Origin of the sequence: Gottfriedia acidiceleris (assembly GCF_036421055.1) — a bacterium.
Taxonomy (GTDB): domain Bacteria; phylum Bacillota; class Bacilli; order Bacillales; family Bacillaceae_G; genus Gottfriedia; species Gottfriedia acidiceleris_C.
In genome coordinates, this window is the sequence record NZ_JAZGQS010000008.1 from 162598 (window position 1) to 186095 (window position 23498).

Below are 23498 nucleotides of genomic sequence, written 5' to 3' on the forward strand. Positions count from 1 at the left end.
ATTCTTGAATTTATTAAGCCAGAAGACTACTCTTCTGGCTTGTTATTTGAAAGGAACTAATTTAAGTTCTGCTTCGTAATCTATCTAGAAGGACAGCAATAACAATAACTATCCCTTTTACAACTTGTTGCCAGTAATAATCCACATTAAGTAAGGTCATTCCATTCGTTAACACAGCCACAATCAAAACCCCAATGATAGTTCCTTGTATACGGCCACGTCCCCCTACAAAACTAGTACCACCTAGTACGACAGCTGCTATCGCATCTAGCTCAAATCCTATTCCTACCATGGGCTGCCCTGAGAACAAACGTCCTGCCATCACAACGCCACTCACACCGGCCAATAAGCCACTGATGGAATATACATTAATCAGGGTGCGATTAACTTTAATCCCTGTAAGATGTGCAGCTTCTTCATTACCGCCAATAGCATAAACATGTCTCCCGAACATTGTATTCTTTAAAACAGTTATCATGATGATATAAACAATTACCATCACATAAATAGGAGTAGAAATCCCCAGAATTTCACCTGCACCAATGAACTTGAACTGCTTTGATGCCAAAACTACAGGATATCCTCCGGTTATAACATAAGCCACCCCCCTCAGGTAGGTCATACTACCAAGCGTCACGATAAAGGCAGGCAACTTAGGTACAGCTGTTAAAAATCCATTAATAGCCCCAGCAACATATCCTACCGCAACTCCTACTAACATAGCGATAACTGGAGGAGTTCCGGCATTTGATAGTAATACAGATATAACACCGCTCAATGCAAGGGTTGAGCCTACCGATAAATCAATTCCTCCTGTTAATATAACTACAGTCATCCCAGCTGCCAGAATAGCAGTGATTGAACTCTGCTTTAGTACGTTTAAGATATTACTTGAGTCCGTGAAATTCGGTGCAACAATAATCATAACGATGATTAATAAGGCAAGAATTATTACCATGCCCAGCTGATTAAAAATCTGTTTTGACCGTTCCTTGAATGAAACTACGGATGGACTTGACGTTTGTAGGTTTGTATTCATTGTTTAACCTCTCCTGTAGCATAGTACATAATTTTTTCTTGTGTAGCTTCATCACGAGATAGTTCAGCTCTGAGTTTTCCCTCATGAATCACTAAAATTCGATCACTAACTCCTAATACTTCTGGTAATTCAGAAGAAATCATCAATACAGCAAGCCCTTGCTCTGCTAATTTAGTTATGATTTTATGAATCTCAGTCTTTGCACCTATGTCTACACCACGTGTCGGTTCGTCAAGCAGCAGTATTTTAGGACTTATAGATAACCATTTAGCAATAACAACCTTTTGTTGATTTCCTCCGCTAAGGCCCATAACATTTTGTTCCTTTGATGCCGTTCTTACTCCAAGTTCTTTAATGTATCGATCCGCATCACGATTCATTTGCTTATATTGTAATAGTTTAAATTTACGATAGGTTGGCAATTGTGCCATCAGTATATTTTCTTTTACAGATAAATTTGGTAATAACCCCTGTTCCTTCCTGCTTTCAGGAACATGAGCAATGCCAAGTTTTATTGCGTCAATAGGACTTTTTATATGAACCTCCTGGCCATCTAAAATTATTTGACCCTCTGACAGTTCGGAAAGTCCAAAGATTGTTCTTACCAGCTCAGTCCGTCCCGCACCGACAAGGCCTGCTAAGCCCACAATTTCTCCAGGGTAGATTTTCATCGATACCCCCTTTACAAACTTCTTGTCAGAGACATTTTTTAACTCAAGGACAGGTTTTTGTTCAGACCTATCAATACTTTCGATTCTTTCTCTTACAAATAGCTCATTTAACTCTCTTCCTACCATAAGTTTTACTAGATTCTCGGGATTTGTATCCGAAATTGGTCCACTTGTAACCCAATGACCGTCCCTAAGAACTGTAAAGCGATTTGAAATTTTAAAAATCTCATCCATTCGATGAGAGATATATACAATAGCTACGCCTTTTCTTCTTAATTCTTCAATGATGCCAAAAAGCTTTTCTATTTCTTTATCTGTCAGAGATGCCGTCGGTTCATCCATAATTAAAATCTCAGAATTAAGTGATAAAGCTCGAGCAATTTCTACCATTTGTTGCTGGGCCACACTTAAGGTGGAAACATCCGCTCGAGGGTCCAAGGAAGATCCTATGGATTTTAAAACTCGTGCAGCATTCTCATAAATATCACTCCATTTTATTAAGCCCAGCCTATTTTTCTTAAATGTTGTCCCCATCATAATATTCTCACCAATGGACAAATTTGGTGAAAGGCTTATTTCTTGGTGAATAACACTGATCCCTTTATTTCTTGCTTCCATTGGATTATTCCAATGTACTTCTTGACTTTTATATTCAATCGTTCCTCCATCAGGCTGATACACTCCAGCCATGATTTTCATTAAAGTAGATTTCCCTGCGCCATTCTCCCCCATCAAGGCATGAACTTCCCCTTTATAGAGTTCGATATTAACGTTTTGTAACACTTTGACACCGGAAAATTTCTTCGTAACCGCCTTCATCCTAAGGATGGGTAACTGACTTTCTGCTAGATGACGATTTATTTGTTCTTGAACCTGAAATACTGCCATTAGTGCCACTCCCTTAGTCTCTTTTTAAGCCCTCTTTTACTAGGATATAAATATAGTGCTCCTGATAGAGCACCATATTTTATCTCCACTAGAGAGAAAATCAATTACCAGCCACTATAGGAATTAACATTATCTTTAGTAATAAATTTAGTTGGAATAAGAACTTTTGAGTCAACTTTCTTTCCATCAATAATTTTTAATGCTAAGGCTACACCATCAATAACCATTTGATTCGGGAATTGTGCTGAAGTACCAGCAAAGCTTCCGCCCTTTTTCAGCGCGTCAACTGCAGAAGGCGCACCGTCGACACTTACGACAAAGAATTCATTTTGTCTACTAGCCTGTTCTTGAGCAATTTGTACTCCAACAGCCTCTTCATCATTTATTGTAAATACTGCATCAATTTTCTTGTTTGCTGTTAGTGTACCTTCCATTACGGTAAGAGCCTTTTCACGATTACCCTCACCATTTTGTTTAGCAACAACCTTAATATGGGGATATTTTTTAATTACTTCTTTAAAACCTTTAATTCGGTCTGTCACTGCTGAAACAGGAGGTCCATCAATAATAACAATGTTACCTTTTCCGTTAAGTTGTTTTACAAGGTACTCCGCAGCTAATTTACCTGCTTGAACGTTATCAGACATAACCACTGAGTCAATACCACCTTCTGCAAATCCATCAAGTGCAACAACCGGAATACCTGCTGCTTTTGCCTCACTAACTGCACCGGCAATACCTGCAGAATCAAATGGGCTTAATAATATTAAATCAACTTTTTTTGTGATAAAGTCTTCAATTTGTGCAGTTTGTTTAGCAAGATCTTGATCCGCACTTACTGTCGTTACATCAGCATTATACTTAGAAGCAACTTCTTTAGCCCCTTTAGACATCGCTACAAAGAATGGATTACTTAAATTTGGTACTGTTAAACCAATCTTTAGCTTTTTTTCAGTATTAGACTTGTCATCTGTTTTACTAGTATTTGAAGCGCTTTCATTATTGCTACATGCACCTAAAAAGCATAAAGTTAAAATTAATAATACTATGTTAAAAAATTTAAAGTTTTTCATGGTTTGTAATTCCTCCTAAATATAGTTTTGTAAAGTAATAGATACTTCTAGCAAAACACAATCCTTGTAAAAAACTCTGTAATACCGTAATATAAAAAATGAGTGCTAAAATTAGTATTAATTTTAGATATACTCAGGCAGGGTTGTGATTTTGGGCTTTTTTCCATTTGGTCGTGGTTGCCCTGAATCGTAACCTTTTTTTGTGTGATTCTTCATTTTTCTCCCCCGAAGAACAAGTTAATTAAAACGATTAAAATCTTTTCTATTATCTTCACAACTCTATAAGCATCACCTCCTAAAAATGATGTGAATACCTTTTAAAACGCTTCCATTTAAACGCCTTCATTTTTTGCTTTTATCTTATATTAGATCTTTACCTATAGGGGAAAAGTCAGACTATGTGAACAGAAATTCCTAATTCCTCAATGCGGTTAAGTACGGTCTTTTGTGCAGCACTATCGGTTATTAAATAATTTATCTCATGAATATCTGCAAACTTCGCAAAGCTTACTTGACCTATTTTGGTATGATCAGTAATGAGGATAACCTTTTCCGCACAATCAATCATCTTCTTTTTTGTTGATGCCTCAATTAAATTTGGGGTGGTTAAACCATTTTCTACATCAACGCCATTCGTAGCAATAAACGATTTGTCTACACAAATTTGATTAAAGCACATTTCAGCAAAAGGACCCACCAAGGCTAGTGTTTCTGAACGCAGAGAACCACCACATAATAAGACTTCAATTCCAGATACATCCTTTAATTCGTTGGCACATAATATTGAATTTGTAACCACCTGTAAGCTCGAAAAGTTTCTTAGTTCTTGAGCAAGATAATAAGTTGTCGTACCCGAATCGAGCAAGATACTTTCACCGTTCTTAATAAGTTTAGCCGCTTCCTTTGCAATAGCCCTTTTCTCTTTTTGAAACTGCACTTCTTTCTCAATGTAAGTCGGTTCGAAGGTCACACTTTTGAACAAGACAGCCCCACCATGCGTTCTTTTTAACAATTGTGCTTCCTCTAGTTCCTTTAAGTCCCTACGGATTGTTGATTCAGACAAGTCAAAGTGCTGACTTAACTCTTGTACATCTACTCTAGCATTCTTGTTTAGTAACTCTAGTATTGCCGACTTTCTTTCTATACTGTACATAGAACGTTTACCTCCAATTCATTTGAAATGCGACATTTGACCGTTTTAGCTCATTTTTGAATGAATTTGGTTTTTTATGCTCATTTTTGATTATATGTGCTATTTTACCAATTTACAATATGAATTTCGGAATAATTGTGAAAATTTAAAAAATAAGAGGAGGGAGACACTCTGACTAAGTAAAACTTAGAAGTAAACACAAGTTCGGGCTTCGAATGGTATTAATTTGAGAGAAATGAAAGTAGTTTTGAAAAAGAAAAATTGAATTATAACTGGTGAATCTCTGCCCGATGCATTAACAGCAGCACACATCGCACAATTCCTTTGCATCTAGAGAAAAACGGTATCAGGATGCTTTAAATGATTTAAAAGAAAAGGGATATGCCGCCAACACTCTGGATGGCGTATATCGCACTGGCAGTATGATTTTTAAGAAAACCATTGAAATGAGGCTGATTAAAAATGAACCAACGGAGTTTGCTTACCTGAAGAAAGACAGAAAAACCTTTGAAGAATTAGGAGGAACAGGAGATCCCTAAGTATATGGAAAAGGAGGACTAATCTTTCTAACTTTTTCCTATTCAGGGATGCGTGCTGGTGAACTGGTGGCTTTGAAGTGGAAAGACATCAACTTTGAGAACACCATCAGATCACAAAAACGTATTACAACCTGACGAATAACACGCTGGATTATCAATTAGTACTTCCTAAGACGAGGAAATCCAAACGAGCCATTGTAGTAGATAAAGAAGTCATTGCGGCTTTCAAAAAGCATATGCAAGTGCAGAAGAAAGTGAAACAGTTTTTGGACTGCTTAGGCCACTATGATGACGAGACAACAAAAAAACGTCTATCTGCACGTAACAAAAAAATGAAAAAGAGGCTTCCCACAAGTTAGAGCAACTCATGAGAAACCTCTAATTTTAAGAGAGAAATGTTAGCATTCCGCTCCCCTCTTACATAAAACCCTCATATATCAAGGGGTTTGGGCAATGAACATTTTTAACGACAGTAGAAGAAAGACCCGTCGAATCAGCATTCAGCTGGCATCAATTGTAATATCTTTAACCCTAATTTACTTCATTTTATTGGACTTCGTTAGCAAAATGTTAGCATTGTTAGAAGTCAATGATTTGCCATTAACTTGATGCCTTTAATAATAGAAGCGTTGAAACTTTGTTTGCATCGCTTTTAAATCGCAGTTAAACAATCCACATGTGTCGACTGTAATTGACAACACAATAGATGTTGGTGTTCGTTCAAAACTGAACAAAAAATCGTCTTTTTTTGTTTTACATATGTTTTAAAATGAATATGTTAGTTCAATTAAGTCCAGTGAATGTTTCTATTAAGTCTGTGCAATTTTTGTGTAATTGAAAATGTAATGGTTTATTGTGAGGTAGGGTGCATTATTTTTCGTTTCTACTAGATTGAAGAGCAAACCTGAAAGAGTTAAAACAACTGATTATTTCTTCTAATTCATTTTTAGCTTTCTTCAAAACTTCTTCTTCTTTATATATCGAGAATCTTGTGATATATCGATCTAATTTATCGTTTAGTTCAATAATATTATCTGAACTTATATGTTTTGCATTCAAACCAATTAAGTCTTTTGCAAAAGCTTCACTTAATGATTGAATACTAGGGATTTCTATTTCTTTTTGGATAGAAACAATTGCTGGTGTATAATCCATTCTGTATGCTTGACCTGGTATTTGCTCCCAAAATTGTTCCCATTCATCGAGTAATCCTGCCTTATAAAGAATTAACTTCAAAAATCCACATAACCATGCAGTACAGCTCGTATTTCTATTTTTACAACCTTTTCCTTCCTCTAACTCATCGCAATAATTACAACAAGACCCTCCAATTTCAATACAAACATTACAAATGGATGAAATACCAACGCCCTTTAAATACTGATGTCCAAAGTGTATCAGTTCTTCTCTTGTCATGAGACGTTCCTTTTCATAAGTATCCATCGCTTTTGACCCTTTCTTTTTTTACTAAAAGAGAGTGTTTTGCTTTTAGAAAACACCTGAAATCTTAAAAACTTTGAATTTATCAATCATTAAGATCGTATCAAACAAATAATTCTTAAACATTAATCGAACAACAAAAAGTATATTGATAATCAATAGGTCTCGAAGAAAATAGATAACCTTGTTACCATTGTGGTCTGATTCCGGGTTACCGCACCAGTTATTTATTTCTCAGACACACTTATTAAATTCTAAAAATTACGTGTGTACATCTTTATGCACATCTCTTTTTGCTTGTATATAAAATTCTACTAGTGTGTCAAAACCTTTACGAAAAGGCGGGTCTCGATAGAACTTATCTATAAAACCTTCTTCCGATAATCCGTTCATCTCTTTTACTATATCTTTTACACTCTCTGCTGCTCTTTTTTGTATTTCATATTTTAATTTCAAATGCATGCGCCACCGCTCCATTACTATGGTATTCATCTAACATCTTTTAATAGTTAACACTCATATTACCCAGATTTTCCTAAAACTCATTAACTTTCGCATGTCATATTAATGCAGTAGTATTATCATACTCAGTCGTTACTACTTCTTCTCCTATATTCTTATATAACAATCCTGCATAATATTTTGTCAGTAAAATCAATTAATAAAAGACCAATGAAGATTAGTTTATTCTAAATATGGTCTATGCAAAAAAATGATTTTATTATTATCTAGAATTAAATATATTTCTTTCTATGAATAACTAATTTTTTCATCGTTATTATTCTTCTTTAAATTTATCTAACATACTAATCGTATCAACTAAGTGATTATTAAAAATTTGGCGTGCAACTACTAATAACTCAGAAATTATCGGATCTCTGAGGGAGTAAGTAACTTTATTTCCTTCTTTCGTGCCATATACAATATTTTTATTTCGTAAAATTGAAAGTTGTTGCGATACAGCTGACCCTTCACTTCCGATTAAATTTTGAATTTCATTTACATTCCTCTCGCCTTCACTTAGAATTTCAAGAATTCGAATTCGTAGTGGATGACCTAGTGCTTTAAAAAAATCTGCTTTAAATTGTTGTAGTTCTAAATTCAATTGTGTTCCTCCAAACTATCTATAAGATCCATATCCTAATTCAAAATATTTATTATCATTATACCTATTCAGCATGTTTTTATAAAATTTATAAGGATAATTACTCAACAGAGTCCGTACTATTTTGATTTACTACTCCATTTTTTTGATCTTTTAAATCTAATAGATTTGAGTTGGATAAGCTTGAACACTCTAAAAACGCATAGTGCTTGCAGCCTAAACACTTAATATAATTAATATTTAATAGTGCGTAGCCAATTGCTTCACCTGTATGCTCGAAAAAGTTTTGTTTACCAATAACATCATACAATTTGGTACGAATTAATAATTCTTTTGGTTGAGATTGAAGACCGGTTAGTAACACAAGACTGTCATTATCCCTGAGGTAGTTGACGATACTTGCTAACTTAGCTTCACCTGTTGTATCAATAAAGGGAACCTTTCCAAATCTTAAAATTAAAAACTTTGGTTTGTTTTCTGATAACTTTAAAATTGTTTTTTCAAATAGATTAGCAGTTCCAAAGAAAATTGCCCCTTCAATTGTGAGAATGCTAATTTGAGGACAATCATGATATTCATTAACCATATATGTCATCAATTTTTGATTCTGCCGGGAACGATCAGGTAATACCTTTCTAACGATCAGAAGTTCAGACATTCTTTTAACAAATAAAATCACAGCAATGATTAAACCAACCTCCACAGCTGTTGTTAAATTTAAAAAAATGGTCAGTAAAAAAGTTAAGATTAAAATGATAGAATCACTGGATTTAGTTTTTAAAATATGAATAAACTCTTTTCTTTCACTCATGTTCCATGCTACAAGCATTAAAATTGGGGCCATACTAGCTAAAGGAATTTGTGATGCTAATGGTGCAAACAATAATAAAATGATTAGGACAATAATACCATGGATAATTCCCGAGATAGGTGAAATAGCTCCACTTTTTATATTTGTAGCAGTCCTAGCTATTGCTCCTGTAGCCGGAATTCCTCCGAAAAATGGAATAACCATATTAGCAATCCCTTGTCCCATTAACTCTTTATTACTATTGTGTCTGTTACCTGACATACCATCGGCAACTACTGCAGATAATAGTGATTCGATCGCACCAAGCATCGCAATAACAAAGGCTGGTCCAATAAGTGTACGGATTTTTTCAAAATTCAGCTCTATTAACTGAAATGCTGGAATACTACTCGGAATATCACCAAATGTGGACTTAATTGTTGGAACTTCCCCTTTAAAAAAGATGTAAGCCATTAAACTAGAAAAAATCAGACCAATTAATGATCCGGGGACTTTTGGGAATAATTTAATAACTGTAATAACTGTAATTAAACATATGATTGAGGTTATTACACTATAAGAATTTAACGTTGAAATATGTCGTCCGATTTCACTCATATTTGATATGAAATTCTCATGTTTAGTTATATTTTGAAGTCCTAAAAAATTAACAATTTGTCCAGTAAAGATAATAACCGCTATCCCTGCTGTAAATCCTATAGTAACAGGACGAGGTATAAACTGTATTAGAAAACCCATTTTAAAAATCCCCATTAAGGTGAGAATAACACCAGCTAAAAAACCTGCAATAAGTAAGTTTTCATAACCATAATGAATTACAATTGATAAAAGTATAGGTATAAATGCGCCTGTTGGGCCCCCTATTTGAAACTTTGATCCTCCGAAAATTGAAACTAATACCCCTGCAATAATCGTTGTATAAATACCGTATTCTGGTTTTACTCCTGAACTAATCGCAAAAGCCATTCCTAATGGAATTGCAATAATTCCAACTACTATTCCTGAAATTAAATCCTTTCTAAAAGATACTTTATTATAATTTTCAAATCTCCCTCGCCATTTCACTGTATCGCACCTTCTAGTATATTTGATTATTTGAATATACAAATATTTAATATAATCATAATAACAGATCTCTTTCTCGTCAAACAAAATCTTATAATTAGAAATTGTAACTATTTCCAAATTTCCATAGTACAAAAAGAGAAAAAAAGAACCTCTTCGAAAAAAGGTCCTTTACTAAGGAAGATGGGTTATATAAAAAACATCTATATTTTTTTTACAAATTCAGATTTTAATTTCATTGCTCCAAAACCTTCAATTTTGCAATCTATATCATGATCACCATCAACAAGACGGATACTTTTTACTTTTGTACCAATTTTAACAACAAGAGAAGTTCCCTTTACTTTAAGATCTTTGATGACAGTCACTGAATCACCATCATTTAATATATTTCCATTGGCATCTTTTACAACTTTCTTATCATCCATTTCAGTTTCAATATCCAGTGTCCATTCATACCCACATTCAGGACACACAAATAGATTACCATCATGATATGTATAGCCTGAGTTACATTTTGGACAATTTGGTAGTTCGACCATAAACTATCCCCTCCTTTAGTATTGCTTTTAGAGCATTATTATTTCTATACTGACATAATTTAATTATCTTTACAATATGATATTTGCATATTTGAATTTTTGAATATACTTTTTTGAATTGGAAAAATTAACAAAAGAATTAAACTTATTATTAACTAGAAAAGACATTAGACGTCTTTAATTTAGTTGAATCTAAGCGAAATTAATGAGGGAAAAAATGAAAAAACTCAATTTTAGTATATTAATTATTTGCTTTTTATTAATTGGAGAGGCTGTTCGAACAATAAGGAATTAAACTCAGTTTCGATTGTAATCACAATGGGATTAGACTATAATCCTAGTGCAATTGCATCTCAAACAGTGAAAATTCGAGTTGTTCAATTCTGTTTTTACTTGAACAGTATTGAATCGTTTTATATGTCAAGTCCACTTAGTAATTTAATCCGCATCTCCCAGCATAGCGCCAGCAATCGTCAGGAAATCTTCTCGCCCAATCTCAAAATGACCATAGCGGAAGGCATACCCCCAATTTCGATTCCCACGCGTGAAACTAAGCTTCTCCAATAAATCGGCAATCTTTACTTCCTGACATGGTATATATCGGATTTTTCGGCGGAATGGCACAAAGGATTCGGACATCTGATAATCGTATACTCTTTCATCAGCAACCTGTCCAATGGCAGTGAATGTTTGGAGCGCCTCACCCTTTACCAAATCCGTTCGTGGAGAGTAGTATATCAGCCAATCGTTTGGACTCATACGCTTTAATGGTCCTGATTTGCCATGGCAGAGCTGGGCAAATCCACCTAAAACCCCTAGCTTCACATGTGATGCAGATACAACGCCAATCCAGTAGCGGCTTTGTTCACTTAATAATCTGGTCACGTCCCTCTTCATATTCTAAACTTTCCTTTCTAAAAAGTTTTTCAAACGGTCCAACTGAAGAAGATGATGACGATAGTGCATTTCAATAAGTAAAAACCACTCTTTTGCATTTAGCGCACCGAATCTCGGATGGGGAACTGTATTCTGTTTAGGTGCCTTTTCAAGTTTTGGCTCGGTTTCTTCCATTCGATGAATTACAGTGTACAAACCTTGGATCAGTTGTTCTTTGCTTTCCGGTTGCTCAGGTGTATATTGTGGGGAAGGAGGAACTTTAATACGTACGGGAGGGAATCCATTTTGTTTAAATATCGTTGCACCTTCCCTTGTTTTTTCCATTGGAGAGACCATAGCATCCTTACTCTGCATAATGCAATATTCAATATTGCGAAGATGCATATAAAGAGCAGAGTTAATCAGATGCTGATACATTTGTCCAATCGACCACTCATCCTCACTTGGCTGCCTCTTCAACTGTTCAATACTGAAATTATCCAATTCACCAAGATAATGAAACGCTAAGACTTTAAACCGCTGAAATGCTTCAATTGTACTCATATCCTTCAAACAACTCCTTTATTCTAATTTAATCTGACTATAACAAAACGCTACTGACAACAGTATGTCAGTAGCGTTTCAACATTTTTTCAGCTTCTTCACGAATCCGATTTCGGAAAGATTCAGGTTCCAACACAACGACATCTGATCCCCAGCCAAGTACCCAATGCAGTAGTTCGTCTGGCTGTCGAACGCGAAAGGTCGCAAGCAAACGATTCTCATTTTCCTCTATTGCTTCCATGTAAAAGTTGTTTGATTCCTTCACTTTATCTGCTATGTCAGGGTTGATCTGAATGATAACATGAACATTGCGATCATCCGGTGGCTTGTAATCGTTCAAATTAAATTCGGTTGGCACCTTGAATCGGTCTTCAAGAATGGTAAGCCCGGTCATCCTTGACAACCGAAAATGACGAATTTGATCACGAAGATCACAATGTGCAATTAGTATCCATGATCCTTTAACAAGCACAAGTCCATAGGGAGCCACTACACGAAAACTATATCGATTTCCATCCGCTTCGGGTATTCTTTTCAAATAATGGAAGCATATCTTCCGCTCCCCCAATATTGCTCCACGAGCTGATTCGATGTATTCTTTCTCTTTTCCCCACGTAATATCTTCACCAGAAGAAAGCAAACGTATCGTCTTACGCACCCGAGATGTTTCTCTACGAACACTTTCAGGTAAGATAGCCTCAATTTTCCCACGAGAGGTTTGAGCCCCAATGCCATAGTCAACATCAAATCTTTGTTCGATAAAGTCCGTTCCTATGATCAATGTCACGGCTTCTTCCACCGTGAAACTAATCGGTGGAAGGAAATATCCCTCCATCAAGGAATATCCCAACCCGGGGGCTCCTATCACCGGTACACCTGCTTCACTAAGAGCCTGAATATCACGATAGATGGTCCTTACACTCGTCTCAAATGTATGTGCTAAATCCTCAGCTCGTAAAACCTCTTTGCGTTGCAATTCAAGCACTATAGCTAACAATCGATCTGTCTTGTTCATACAACTCTACCTCCCCGCGAAACTAAATAATGCTTGGAAAAGTCCATTTAGTAAACTCATCGATTTTTTCACTTTTTATGATCCTTAATGTTTTGTCAGAGGAAACCCATTTAAAAAGTATTATTACTTAATTTATTGTTTGATAAAACTTTGATTCTTCTTTACAGTATTGTTCTGATGTATCTAAGTTAAATGAACTACCGCATACTTATTTATATCATTAAACCAATAAAAACATCATCATTATCCTCTCAATGGGCTATTGCAATTGCTTGTTTCCCAAAATGAAAATGATCTGAGCTTAGTTCATTTTTAAGTTCTATATTGACTAAATAAAACAGTATCAAAACTACGTGACAACTTATCCTTTTTATCGGATAGGCTTTTTTGAGTGTCTACTATATGGGGATAAAATCAATTCGGTAGTCTTTTTTCTATTGCTCTAACTAAAAAATATATAAGTGTTGTTGGAAAAAATTGTAATAAAATACCTTGTGTTACGATGTACATAGTGATACGATGTTTTTGTTGATTTAATTAAAGAGAGGTGAGTTTATGGATAAGGAAATTATGAAAGGCAGTATTGATATCTTACTTCTTTCACTTGTTAATACAAAGGATATGTACGGATACCAAATTGTGAAAACATTAAAAGATAATAGCAATGAACATTACAATATGAGTGAAGGAACACTGTATCCAGCTTTAAAAAGGTTAGAAAACAAAAAATGGGTTCAATCCTATTGGAATGAGCCAGATAGTGGTACCAGAAGAAAATATTATCGTATTACAGATGATGGGATTAAAGAATTAAATAGGAAATTACAAGAGTGGAAGAAAGTAAATAATATAATAAAAGTTTGTTCGGAGGGATTTGCTTGGATAACAACATAGAAACATATATTAAACAGATAGTTAACGGATTAAATTGCAGCGAAATTGAAAAAAGCGAAATAGCTGAAGAAATTCGAGACCATTTGCTGTTATTAAAAAATGATTACATAGAACAAGGTTTCTCAGATCAAGATGCCTCTCAAAAAGCATTAGAAATCTTTGGAGATGAAAAAAAATTAAAAGAGGGTTTTCAATTTTCTTTATTCCCGCATTATAAGCTTTTCCGAATAGCGATATGGACAGGATTTTGTTTATACTCTTTTGTTTTACTTTGGCACTTATTATTCATTCGTTTAATAGACAGAATCATTAATTTTGGGGACCGTAACATTTATTTTTGGTACCAACAAGAATCCGATAGCTTCTTTAATTTAGAAGTTTGGAAACTCAATTCCAATATTATTCCATTTCATAACACATTTGGTTATATTATGGGATCAGATAGATTTAACTTAGATATCATTCTACATAACACAGTAGGAAACATCCTGATTTTTGTACCACTTGGAGTTCTTCTACCTATCTTATCAAAGAAATATAGTACATTCTCAAAAGTTTTTGTAAGTGGATTTATAATTACATTTACAATTGAGATTCTGCAATTCTTCTTACAAATTGGTCAGTTTGACATAGATGACATAATTTTGAACACGCTTGGAACAATAATTGGCTATTCTTTTATAAGATTACTTATAATTACCCCAATTTTTATTAAATGGAAATTTGCTAAAAGAATGATAAACTAGTTCGTAAATGAATTGTAGTTTCTCAAAAAAGATATCGATTAGGTAAAAACTGCAAAAAAAAATGAACTTAAAATAGAAAATTTTTAATCAATTACGGTATTAATTAAGAATTGGATTTGGTTTAAGTAATGATTAGTCCTTATTCAACTAGTCGAGTAGAATGGAGTCTCTTTACCTTGCGGTAAATTGAACTCCACCCCCTCCCAGAACCGTGCTTGCACTATTAATGCACACGGCTCCTCCAAGTTATCATTCACAGAATGTAGCAATCTTAAATATTGCTAATTCTGCTATCCTTAATAGTTTTGTTTCCATTTATTCTACCTCTGAGTGTAGTAAATGTGTCCCTATTAAGGGTGATACTTTGGTAGCAGCCTTTCCTCCATCGGCATTACCCAACTTCATAGGTACTACGCTGCTATCCGACTCCCTACATCGGCATTTGGTTTCCTTTACTTGTTATCGTTTGTACACCATACTCTTCTATTAAATGAAAAGACCGGTAGGGTCTCCCGAGTTGCCGTATCATATCAATGTGTTACGTGCCAAGGTCTCTGACTCCGGAGAGGTTTTACCCTTCTTGCCTTTAATGAAAGGTAAAATGTTGCTTTCTGCTATGCGTAAGGCATCAGCCCTCTCGTTTTACTAACATTTCGAAGCTCAATCCCTTCAACCATTTGGCTTTCGGCCCGCAACCTAACTGTCTACGCTTAAAGACTAAAGTTACCTTTAGCCCTCCAAGACTCGCTACGAGTGAATGGCTAGTTCTTACTCGACGGGAATCCCACCCGTTATATGATACGACCTAGGCTCGGCCGCACACGCACGCTTTAGTTGAATAAGGATTTGTAATTAGCAGTGCACAATTTTAAGTTTGCTTAACAATTATTTTTGAAATTTCCAATTTATCATTCTTTACTAATGAATCGCGATCTCCAGTACGTTTAGGAATTAGCGTTGGTGCAACTACAATACATTCGATATCCATCGATAAAAGTTGACGGTAAATACTATATCCACTTGAACCAGCTTCATAACAAACTAGTAATTTCTCTGGATCACCTAACTTCTTAAAAAGTTTTCGAATAGCTTCTGGAGTATTTTGGATATTCCCATGAAATCTTGATGGGCTTCTTCCTTCATCAGCAATACCAACAGCAATAATATCTTTTGAAACGTCTAAACCAATAAATTTTTGACCATCCTTCATAATACACGGCTCCTTTTGTTTGTAGCTCTACATTTGGTTTGGGTAGGCTTTTTATCACTCCCATTATTGCCAACTGCAACCTACGATAAGCAAAATGGAGCCGTTTCGTTCATTATGACTAATCTGCCAGTTAGTTCAATAAGAATATCAACAATCTACTTTAACAGAGCCTTTTTAAAAGAACATTATATATTAGTATAAGAGCTGATTACTTGATAAAAAACCTGCTAGAGTTCTAGATCATCCACTGTAAAAGCTCTTCTTCTTCTGTATATTCCATTTAGGGGATTCCAGGAACATTTATATGAACTGAAAAACCTACTATCTGGAGCTTTGATCAAATTCACGATTTTATTGACAAGTGTAAAGGCGAAAGACATTATTTAACATTCTTGCTTGCTATTTATACAGGTATGAGACGAGGTGAAATACTGGGTTTAAAGTGGGCTGATATTAATTTCAAAAACAAGTTTATTGACGTGAAACGTTCACTTGCCTACATCCCAGATGAAGGATATATATTAACCTCCTTAAAAACAGAAAATGCTTATCGACAAATTCCCATTCCAGATTATTTAATTGAGGAATTACAAAACCATAGAGAAATGCAAGAATTAAAGAAAAAAACATTAGGTCCAGGGTATACTGACAATGAGCTCATTATTTGCACTGATACAGGAACAATGCAAGACCCACGAAATGTACTAAGATCTCTGAAACGAATAATTGAATTGGCGAAGGTTCCGGAGATTCGCTTCACGATTTCCGGCATACACACGCTTCTATTCTTGTTTCAGAAGGAGTAGATATTATGAAGTTGTCAAGGAGGCTTGGGCATTCTAATCCAAGAATTACCTACGAAATTTATGTTCATTCTTTAACCAATCAAGATAGAGAAGTTGCGGATATTTTTCACTCGGCCTACATTAACTCTAAAAATATCGATGTGAACAAAATGTGAGCATTTGAGTTTTAACTATAAATGAGAAGATAATTTTCACGACAATAAAAAAGCCACACCCCCCTGTTCTTTAAGGATTTGTGGCAACTTTAAATCATATGATCCCAACTGGACTTGAACCAGCGACCCCTACCCTGTCAAGGTAGTAAAGTCTGAATCATTCAGTATTAATGGTACGATTAACATTTAAACTAATCGACCACTTCACGTTCATTTTTAATTAACTCTATTATATTATGGTCACGATTTACTGTAAAGTGGTCAATATAGATTATTATTTTTATAGTATTATTATTTCTGGTTCCGATACACATGAAAAGTGTGATAAATGTAACGGTGGTTAAAATGTGAATGTGGTTCATGTGGATGCCATTATGTTCCTAAACACCAATACTAATGTATGGTTATCCATATCATTTACGAAAAAAAAGAAGCGTTCCAAATATATTGGACCGCTTTAATTTTATTCTGTTTATATTTATATACCCTTAAAAGTCCTCTATTTCATTAACTGAATATTAGCTTATTAAACCATTTATTTAGGTCATCTTTATTATCTTTTAAATATAATGTTGAAGTTTCTTCATTTGAAAGAATCTTTAAAAACAAATGTCTTAAATAATTATCAATTTCTACTGAAATTTCTCTTTGTGTATCTACGCTTCTTAAACTTTTACTAATAGTATCTCCATGTACAGTTGAAGACCTAATACTATAAGCTTTTTTAACTAACTTATATATTTCATCTCTTTCTTCAAAAGTATTACCCAGAATAAAAGCTGTTCTTTCGGAAATCTTATGTGAAATCTCTGTATTATCAGTTGATAACAGAGTTTCTAATAATGTACAGTACATTGAAATCCTATTGGGTAAATATGTTTGGCTTCTAGTTGCCTGTAAAAAGTAAAAAAAACGTTCAATTCTATTTGAATTATTAATGATTGTTTTTGATACTTCATCATGGGTTATAATCGTTTTACTATCATCGAAAATATAGTTATAAAATTTTAAAGCTGTTCTTATCTCTTCATCTGAAAATACAGTTTCTTCTCGTTGACCAGATGCATTATAAAATAAGGAACTCCTCATATTAGAACTAACAGAATGTCCCATTCCATCATTTTGTTTAATATAAAGAAAACCGTTCTCAATACTCACACTATTATCCTTAACAACCCATAAAAAACTAGCAAATTTTTGGGTAGTTATTAAGCAGCTATTAAGCAAATTAAGTCTCTCATCTTCATCGGAATAATTAAATGAATCGGGTAATTCATTTTCAGAATAAATAAATGGGTTACCAATTAATGATCGAAATTCTAAAGAACCTATCATACTTTCAAAACCACTATCGACCATCGTTTCTAATCGTCCTCTACTGTTTGAAAGTCTCATGTTATCAAAAATCTGTGTACCCTTGTTTAAAACTTTGTCTATTTTAAAATCATGGACTCTTGTAATAAAATTGTATATCAAAATTCTCTTCCCCTTTTATTTATGTATTATATTAATTTTATTATAAATTCTAATAGGATATATTTTCCATAATTTTTAATAAATTTTTATTTTTGCAAACATTGAACAGTGAGTTATTAACAAGTGGGTACTACTTCAACTCAATTCGTTACATACGCTTATAAAATAAAAAAAAATCACGTACTATTCGGGATGAAGTGAACAGTACGTGATTTTTATATTTCTATATTCAATTATTAGATAATTCCAGCTTGTTTACCATTTTCTATTTCATCAATGAAACGATTATCAAATGTACCTTTAAAAAATGCTTGTTGTAATTCTGTTTCTGTAATATTAATACCTTGTGTACCGTCATATGTATTACTTAATAAGCTTCTAAATGGTTGTTCTAATGATGTGTAATTATAAGATTTCAAACCTAATTCAACACGTAGATCATCAACTTCACGTGACACTTTCCAAACATCAGTGTGTTCAACTGCAAATTCTCTAATTGCTTTCAGATATTCATATTTTGCATTTAATGCTTTATAACGCATAATAGTTTCAGATGCAACTTTTTCCTTGGCATATTCAGGAAGAACTTCTTCCATTTTAGTTAATAGATCACGTAAATCTTCTGTACGATATTGATTTATTTCATTCAGTTTATAACCAGCATCACGTAGCTTTTCATCTATTTCAGCAAGACGTTTTTTTTCTTCTGTGTAAGTATCTACCGTTATCTGATTTAATACATATGCCTTGTGAACATTTTTTACTTCTTCTTGTATTCTATAAAACTCTTGTTCTAATTGGTTATATTCTGATTTAGCAGTTTCAAGTGCATTATCATATCCTTGATTAACTTTTTCTTGTTCTGCTAATAACTCTTTCATTATTTCAGTTGAAGTTTTCTTTAGCCTTGCCATTATTTATTTCCCCCATTTACTTTAAGTGTAAGATCAGCAACTGCTTTTACAAGAAGTTCAAGTTGTTGTTCGGTTGTCATTTTCCCTTCATTGTCTGTAAGATTTACAACCTTTTCTTCTTGCTTTGTTCCTAATTGCTTCTTTCGTTCTTCAGCTTGTAGTCTGATACCTTCACGAATATTTAAAATTGCACTCATTCTGTAACATCTCCTTTTGTTGTATTTGGTTTTGCAGTTAAACGTGCCAGTAAAGAAGCCTTCTTTTCTTCTACTGATCTAGTTTCTCCAATTTTTTCATGTGCTGGTGAAATACCTAATTCAATCATTCTTTCTATTCTTTCTGAATCCACAATATAAGAGAAGGTTTTTAAATATAACTCAATATCTTTTACAGTTGCTGAAGCTTTTGTTGCGTTTGACATTATTTTTCTTTTGACAACTTGGTAACTGGACCTTTCATCTTCACTTATTATTGTTCCACCTAATGCATTTAAATAGCTGGAAAACACTTCATCTTTAATCCATTCATACCAAGTCTTTGTTGACTTTCCATGTTTAGTTACAAAATCATTTATAGATATTCCTGATTGATGACGTTCTTTTACAAATGCCTTTGCAAGATTTACTTGTTCAGTAGATAACCCTGAAGGTAATGGTATTTGTTTTTGTTCCAACATCTTCCCTACTCCTATTTAACGTATAATTTTTTATGTTTAGTTTTAAAAGTTGTAGTATTAACCTACTTGTTAATAACTTCTTTTACTTCAGATTTATATAAATCATTGTTTAACATTTTCTGAACCAGCACTAAAGAACGCTTAATATTAGTATTCTTTTTAGATATTTCAGCATGAAGTTCTTCTAAATCTGTAAGAAGTGTTGCTTTCCTTGAAATTGATATAAAAGAATACATATGTTTTTGATAGTTTTCTGAAGAATAAGGTACTTCATAGATAAAAGTAGTTTCTTTTACTCTTAAAATCGTTTCTGTAAACATTAAATGGATAATTGCACCTTGTTCTTTATGTGTTTCATTCAGTAATGACTTTTCTATATAACTTAAATTCTGTTTAATAGTTTCCATAACGGAACCACCTACCTATCTTTTTTAACTGTTTTCATTTTTCGACTAGCAAATACTGTATGAAGTAAGGCAATTTCAGCACCTGAAATACCAGCATCTCCTAAAGCTTTTAATATCTTCTGTTCAGTATGTGGTTGTAATGGAATTACATTAGCTTCAATTTTTGATATTAAACTTCTATCACATCCAACTTTTAAAGCCATTTCTTCTTGGGTATACTCTGCAATCTGTCGTAAATGACGAAGTAATTCATTATTCATTTTCATCACTTCCTTTAATTGTTTTATTCAAGTTCACAATTAGTGAATAATAGACAAAAAGAAAAGGTACTGGTTCAGAACCAATACCAATCACTCATACTTTTCTATATATAGGTCCTTTAAAACCACCTAAAGTAAGACATAAAAAAAATTCTATTTAATTTTTTCTTCAGTTTTTGAATATTAATTTTCAAGTTTTCATAGATACCCTACTTGAAAATAACAAAGCCAAAAATATTATGTGTATTGTCTGATAGCTTAATAAATGAATATGCACACCCCCTTCCCCATGATGGGAGTGATCAAGTGTTTATAAATCTTGATGAATAATAATTAAATAAGTAAAATCAAATAGAGAGATAATTATTTCACTTATATTTAATAAAGGGGATTTATATGGATAGTTACTTTGGTGATATTATTTATACAGATGATTTCATGTGGGAAAAGCTAGAAATATATGAATTACCAAAATTCCTTTATCATTATACTTCTATTGAAAATCTAGCTTTAATATTAAAAAATAATACCATTCGTTTTAGTAGATTAGATGGAGTAAATGATATGAATGAAGCTATGGCATTAAATCTACCTAATGCGAATACTGCTATTTTTAATTCTAGTTGGACAAGTGAATCAAGCGAATCAATTCCAATGTGGAAAATGTACACAAAAGACATGGAAGGTGTCCGAATTAAATTACCTATAAATATGTTTAAGGGTAGGGATGAACCTAGAGTATTCGAAAAAGGTGGTTCACGTCTATCACACACTGACTCTATTACAATAGATAGGGTAAACTTAAACTATTCATTTACTAGTGGAAGTATATTAGGTCCTAATAAAATTTATTATACTGATGATGAAAAGTATTTATATTCTAAAGTTTTGAATCAAGATGAACAAAATATTAGGATAAACCTATACGATTTAGGTATGTTCAAGAAGAAAAGCTGGGAGTTTGAACAAGAATGGCGGTTTAAGATTTTAGCATTACATGAAGAAGTTTATCTTCCAAATGATGAGTATACAAAGATGATACTAGATCTAGAAACTTATCCAATTATACAGAAGTATATAGACATCAATCTAGAACCTGATATTTTCAATGAAGCAGAAATTACATTAGGTCCAAAAGCTTCTGAAGCACAATACATAATTCTAAATGCATTAATTGAGAAATTTGCACCACAAGCGAAAATTCACCGTAGTAACTTACAAATTAGATAATCTTATTTTCCTTTCCACCTTACTAGGTGGTTTTTTATTTACCCAATGTAAGAAAATACTATAAAAACTTACATTGATTTCATTGATATTATTGAATTTCTTTAAAATTAGTGCTAAAATGAAAATACCTTACAAAAACATACATTCAAAACACTGATATTACTGAAGGGAAACGATACATATATGAATAACAACCCAAACCAAATTAAAGATGTTCAGCCTATTAGAAGCAAGGAACAAATAGAAGATATGAAGTTTTCACTTAAAAGACACTGTTCAGAACGTGACTATATTCTATTCTTAATTGGTATTAATACTGGTTTACGTGTAGGTGATCTTCTTAAACTAAAAGTATCGGACCTTAAAAAGAAGAAGAAGCTGAATATTAAAGAAGGTAAAACAGATAAATTCAGGGAAATAAACCTTTCTAACATTTATGATGAAGTGCAAGCTTATGTTGCTGAAAACACTTCAGAATGGATGTTTCCAAGTCGTAAAAGTGATAAACCTATTTCAACTGTACAAGCGTACAGACAGTTAAATAAAGCTTCTGAAATGGTGGATATAACTGAAGGGATTGGAACACATACATTAAGAAAAACATTTGGTTACTGGTACTATAAACAAACAAAAGATATTTACAAATTACAAGCTATTTTAAACCATTCAAGCATAGATATTACAAAACGATACATAGGTATTACACAAGAAGAAATAAATGAAAGTCTAAATGATTTTGTTTTATAATTCCAGAATATACTGAAAGAAACTACTTTTGTGGTTTCTTTTTTGTGTATTTTTATTTATGTTTAGAAAAATATTAACGGTTATTTTCTTTTCCTTACTTGGGGTTCATTATATGCGTTTTTAAAAGTCTCAGTCATTCAATCTCTATATCCATGTATTATATGACTTTTAAAAAATAAAAAACTGATACCTATGTACCAGCTTTTCATATATTTAGGCTTTAATACTATCGCTATACACTTCAAGATACTCTTCAGGACTATAAATATTTACTATATTCTCATATGGAACACTAATACCAACTTTCAAATAGCAATAACACTCTCCAAAACTAGAATGATAGAAGTCATCGTTCAACTTTTCAAAAGATTTCTTTATAATCCATTTTCTTTTAAGCAACTCTAATTCAGAAGTAGAAAAGTTTTCTTTATTTTCTCCATCTAAAAATGTGTAATCTTCAATTTCTTCTAGTGGTACAGTAAACTTTATAACATAACAATCATTTTTTTGCTGAATCCATTCTAACATTAAATTTTCTTTTAAAAGTCCCGATAAATTAATTAAAAATTCAGGATTATTTTGCACACCATAAGTAAGTACGTTTTTATAATAAAAAAAAGAATTTATCTGGTAGTCCATATATAATTTCCGAATAACTGAATCAATTGGGGTAGTTACACTCTCAAATTTTTTATCCAGATCAAACACTTTATCTTTATATCGAATTTCTTTATTCTGCACATCAATGTAAATATCACGAATTTTCAAAAAAATACTAAGTGGGGTATCAAATTCAATTGCCTTTTGTAAACTAATCAACCCATATTTCTTTATTGATTCACATTTATCATTATTAGTTGTAACATGAAGCGATGCGATTAATAAATCAATGCTTAGTAACTTTTCAACTGTAATTTCAAATTCTTCTAAAAATTCTTCTACATTAAAAGAATCTTTATGCCTAAGTGCATAACTACTGATTCTTCTTTCACTTATATTTAGGTAGTTACTAAGTGAAGATAGTGTTTCTTCAAATCTTGTAAAATCAAATACTATTTGTTTATTCATTAAACTACCCCTTTCAAAGTCCGATAATTACTAATTCAATTTTCTATCAATTACCATGATCTTACAAGTTCATCCATTTACTTTAGAAGTTAATTATTTAACCGTTCAATTTGCTTCGCAAACTTGTC

26 protein-coding genes are annotated in these 23498 nt (G+C 33.0%); 6 read left to right on the forward strand and 20 right to left on the reverse strand.

Features of this window, described 5'->3' with window-relative positions; genetic code table 11:
* Window positions 1-61 precede the first annotated feature (61 nt).
* The 12 genes from RAH41_RS14050 to RAH41_RS14105 form a co-directional block, all read right to left on the reverse strand.
* On the reverse strand, window positions 62-1039 hold the full coding sequence (locus RAH41_RS14050; RefSeq protein WP_331223287.1) for an ABC transporter permease: 978 nt from the start codon (window positions 1037-1039) through the stop codon (window positions 62-64).
* The gene (locus RAH41_RS14055; protein ID WP_331223288.1) at window positions 1036-2598 is read right to left on the reverse strand and encodes a sugar ABC transporter ATP-binding protein; all 1563 of its coding nucleotides are present in this window, start codon (window positions 2596-2598) and stop codon (window positions 1036-1038) included. Before RAH41_RS14055 ends, RAH41_RS14050 begins: the two co-directional genes overlap by 4 nt.
* 104 nt (window positions 2599-2702) lie before the next feature.
* Window positions 2703-3671, reverse strand: a complete 969-nt coding sequence (locus RAH41_RS14060) for an ABC transporter substrate-binding protein (RefSeq protein WP_331223289.1) — start codon at window positions 3669-3671, stop codon at window positions 2703-2705.
* Between the two features lie 391 nt (window positions 3672-4062).
* On the reverse strand, window positions 4063-4824 hold the full coding sequence (locus RAH41_RS14065; RefSeq protein WP_331223291.1) for a DeoR/GlpR family DNA-binding transcription regulator: 762 nt from the start codon (window positions 4822-4824) through the stop codon (window positions 4063-4065).
* Window positions 4825-6233: 1409 nt separating this feature from the next.
* Window positions 6234-6806: a hypothetical protein gene (locus RAH41_RS14070; RefSeq protein ID WP_331223293.1), complete on the reverse strand. Its 573-nt coding sequence runs from the start codon at window positions 6804-6806 to the stop codon at window positions 6234-6236.
* Between the two features lie 258 nt (window positions 6807-7064).
* Window positions 7065-7265 (reverse strand): hypothetical protein, encoded by a 201-nt coding sequence (locus tag RAH41_RS14075; RefSeq protein ID WP_331223295.1) that lies wholly within the window; start codon window positions 7263-7265, stop codon window positions 7065-7067.
* A 316-nt stretch (window positions 7266-7581) separates the two neighbouring features.
* The gene (locus RAH41_RS14080) at window positions 7582-7908 is read right to left on the reverse strand and encodes an ArsR/SmtB family transcription factor (protein ID WP_069033014.1); all 327 of its coding nucleotides are present in this window, start codon (window positions 7906-7908) and stop codon (window positions 7582-7584) included.
* A 100-nt stretch (window positions 7909-8008) separates the two neighbouring features.
* Window positions 8009-9784 (reverse strand): SulP family inorganic anion transporter, encoded by a 1776-nt coding sequence (locus RAH41_RS14085; RefSeq protein ID WP_331223297.1) that lies wholly within the window; start codon window positions 9782-9784, stop codon window positions 8009-8011.
* 203 nt (window positions 9785-9987) lie between these two features.
* Window positions 9988-10326 (reverse strand): zinc ribbon domain-containing protein YjdM, encoded by a 339-nt coding sequence (locus RAH41_RS14090; protein ID WP_091024007.1) that lies wholly within the window; start codon window positions 10324-10326, stop codon window positions 9988-9990.
* Window positions 10327-10764: 438 nt separating this feature from the next.
* The gene (locus RAH41_RS14095) at window positions 10765-11223 is read right to left on the reverse strand and encodes an EVE domain-containing protein (RefSeq protein ID WP_331223300.1); all 459 of its coding nucleotides are present in this window, start codon (window positions 11221-11223) and stop codon (window positions 10765-10767) included.
* Window positions 11224-11226: 3 nt separating this feature from the next.
* Window positions 11227-11766, reverse strand: a complete 540-nt coding sequence (locus tag RAH41_RS14100; RefSeq protein ID WP_331223411.1) for a DinB family protein — start codon at window positions 11764-11766, stop codon at window positions 11227-11229.
* A 67-nt stretch (window positions 11767-11833) separates the two neighbouring features.
* Window positions 11834-12781 carry a YafY family protein gene (locus tag RAH41_RS14105; RefSeq protein ID WP_331223302.1) on the reverse strand — a complete coding sequence of 316 codons (948 nt, stop codon included), beginning with the start codon at window positions 12779-12781 and terminating at the stop codon, window positions 11834-11836.
* 555 nt (window positions 12782-13336) lie between these two features.
* On the opposite strand from RAH41_RS14105, the gene RAH41_RS14110 reads away from it, so the two are divergent.
* Window positions 13337-13675 (forward strand): PadR family transcriptional regulator, encoded by a 339-nt coding sequence (locus tag RAH41_RS14110; RefSeq protein WP_331223304.1) that lies wholly within the window; start codon window positions 13337-13339, stop codon window positions 13673-13675.
* Window positions 13660-14421, forward strand: coding sequence for a VanZ family protein (locus tag RAH41_RS14115; protein ID WP_331223306.1), 762 nt, complete (start codon window positions 13660-13662; stop codon window positions 14419-14421). The genes RAH41_RS14110 and RAH41_RS14115 overlap by 16 nt, the downstream gene beginning before the upstream one ends.
* An 868-nt stretch (window positions 14422-15289) precedes the next feature.
* Here RAH41_RS14115 and RAH41_RS14120 read toward each other — a convergent pair.
* Window positions 15290-15631 (reverse strand): hypothetical protein, encoded by a 342-nt coding sequence (locus tag RAH41_RS14120; RefSeq protein WP_331223308.1) that lies wholly within the window; start codon window positions 15629-15631, stop codon window positions 15290-15292.
* 392 nt (window positions 15632-16023) lie between these two features.
* On the opposite strand from RAH41_RS14120, the gene RAH41_RS14125 reads away from it, so the two are divergent.
* Together RAH41_RS14125 and RAH41_RS22645 are read left to right on the forward strand one after the other, a co-directional pair.
* Window positions 16024-16437, forward strand: a complete 414-nt coding sequence (locus RAH41_RS14125) for a site-specific integrase (protein WP_331223310.1) — start codon at window positions 16024-16026, stop codon at window positions 16435-16437.
* A gap of 5 nt (window positions 16438-16442) precedes the next feature.
* Entirely contained in the window at window positions 16443-16592 is a 150-nt protein-coding gene (locus RAH41_RS22645) for a hypothetical protein (protein WP_419471605.1), read from the forward strand.
* A gap of 507 nt (window positions 16593-17099) precedes the next feature.
* Here RAH41_RS22645 and RAH41_RS14130 read toward each other — a convergent pair.
* The 6 genes from RAH41_RS14130 to RAH41_RS14155 form a co-directional block, all read right to left on the reverse strand.
* Window positions 17100-18068, reverse strand: a complete 969-nt coding sequence (locus tag RAH41_RS14130; protein WP_331223311.1) for a hypothetical protein — start codon at window positions 18066-18068, stop codon at window positions 17100-17102.
* Window positions 18069-18304: 236 nt separating this feature from the next.
* The gene (locus RAH41_RS14135) at window positions 18305-18982 is read right to left on the reverse strand and encodes a hypothetical protein (protein ID WP_331223312.1); all 678 of its coding nucleotides are present in this window, start codon (window positions 18980-18982) and stop codon (window positions 18305-18307) included.
* The gene (locus RAH41_RS14140) at window positions 18982-19179 is read right to left on the reverse strand and encodes a hypothetical protein (protein WP_331223313.1); all 198 of its coding nucleotides are present in this window, start codon (window positions 19177-19179) and stop codon (window positions 18982-18984) included. Before RAH41_RS14140 ends, RAH41_RS14135 begins: the two co-directional genes overlap by 1 nt.
* Window positions 19176-19658, reverse strand: a complete 483-nt coding sequence (locus RAH41_RS14145; RefSeq protein ID WP_331223315.1) for a phBC6A51 family helix-turn-helix protein — start codon at window positions 19656-19658, stop codon at window positions 19176-19178. Before RAH41_RS14145 ends, RAH41_RS14140 begins: the two co-directional genes overlap by 4 nt.
* 62 nt (window positions 19659-19720) lie before the next feature.
* Window positions 19721-20065 carry a hypothetical protein gene (locus RAH41_RS14150; protein WP_331223316.1) on the reverse strand — a complete coding sequence of 115 codons (345 nt, stop codon included), beginning with the start codon at window positions 20063-20065 and terminating at the stop codon, window positions 19721-19723.
* A gap of 11 nt (window positions 20066-20076) precedes the next feature.
* The gene (locus tag RAH41_RS14155; protein ID WP_331223317.1) at window positions 20077-20331 is read right to left on the reverse strand and encodes a helix-turn-helix transcriptional regulator; all 255 of its coding nucleotides are present in this window, start codon (window positions 20329-20331) and stop codon (window positions 20077-20079) included.
* Between the two features lie 390 nt (window positions 20332-20721).
* Between RAH41_RS14155 and RAH41_RS14160 the strand changes: the two genes are divergently transcribed.
* Both RAH41_RS14160 and RAH41_RS14165 read left to right on the forward strand, forming a co-directional pair.
* Window positions 20722-21555, forward strand: coding sequence for a DUF2971 domain-containing protein (locus RAH41_RS14160; RefSeq protein WP_331223319.1), 834 nt, complete (start codon window positions 20722-20724; stop codon window positions 21553-21555).
* A gap of 183 nt (window positions 21556-21738) precedes the next feature.
* Window positions 21739-22302 (forward strand): tyrosine-type recombinase/integrase, encoded by a 564-nt coding sequence (locus RAH41_RS14165; RefSeq protein WP_331223320.1) that lies wholly within the window; start codon window positions 21739-21741, stop codon window positions 22300-22302.
* A 213-nt stretch (window positions 22303-22515) separates the two neighbouring features.
* On the opposite strand, the gene RAH41_RS14170 is transcribed toward RAH41_RS14165, so the two are convergent.
* Window positions 22516-23370 (reverse strand): hypothetical protein, encoded by an 855-nt coding sequence (locus RAH41_RS14170; protein ID WP_331223321.1) that lies wholly within the window; start codon window positions 23368-23370, stop codon window positions 22516-22518.
* Window positions 23371-23498: the final 128 nt, after the last annotated feature.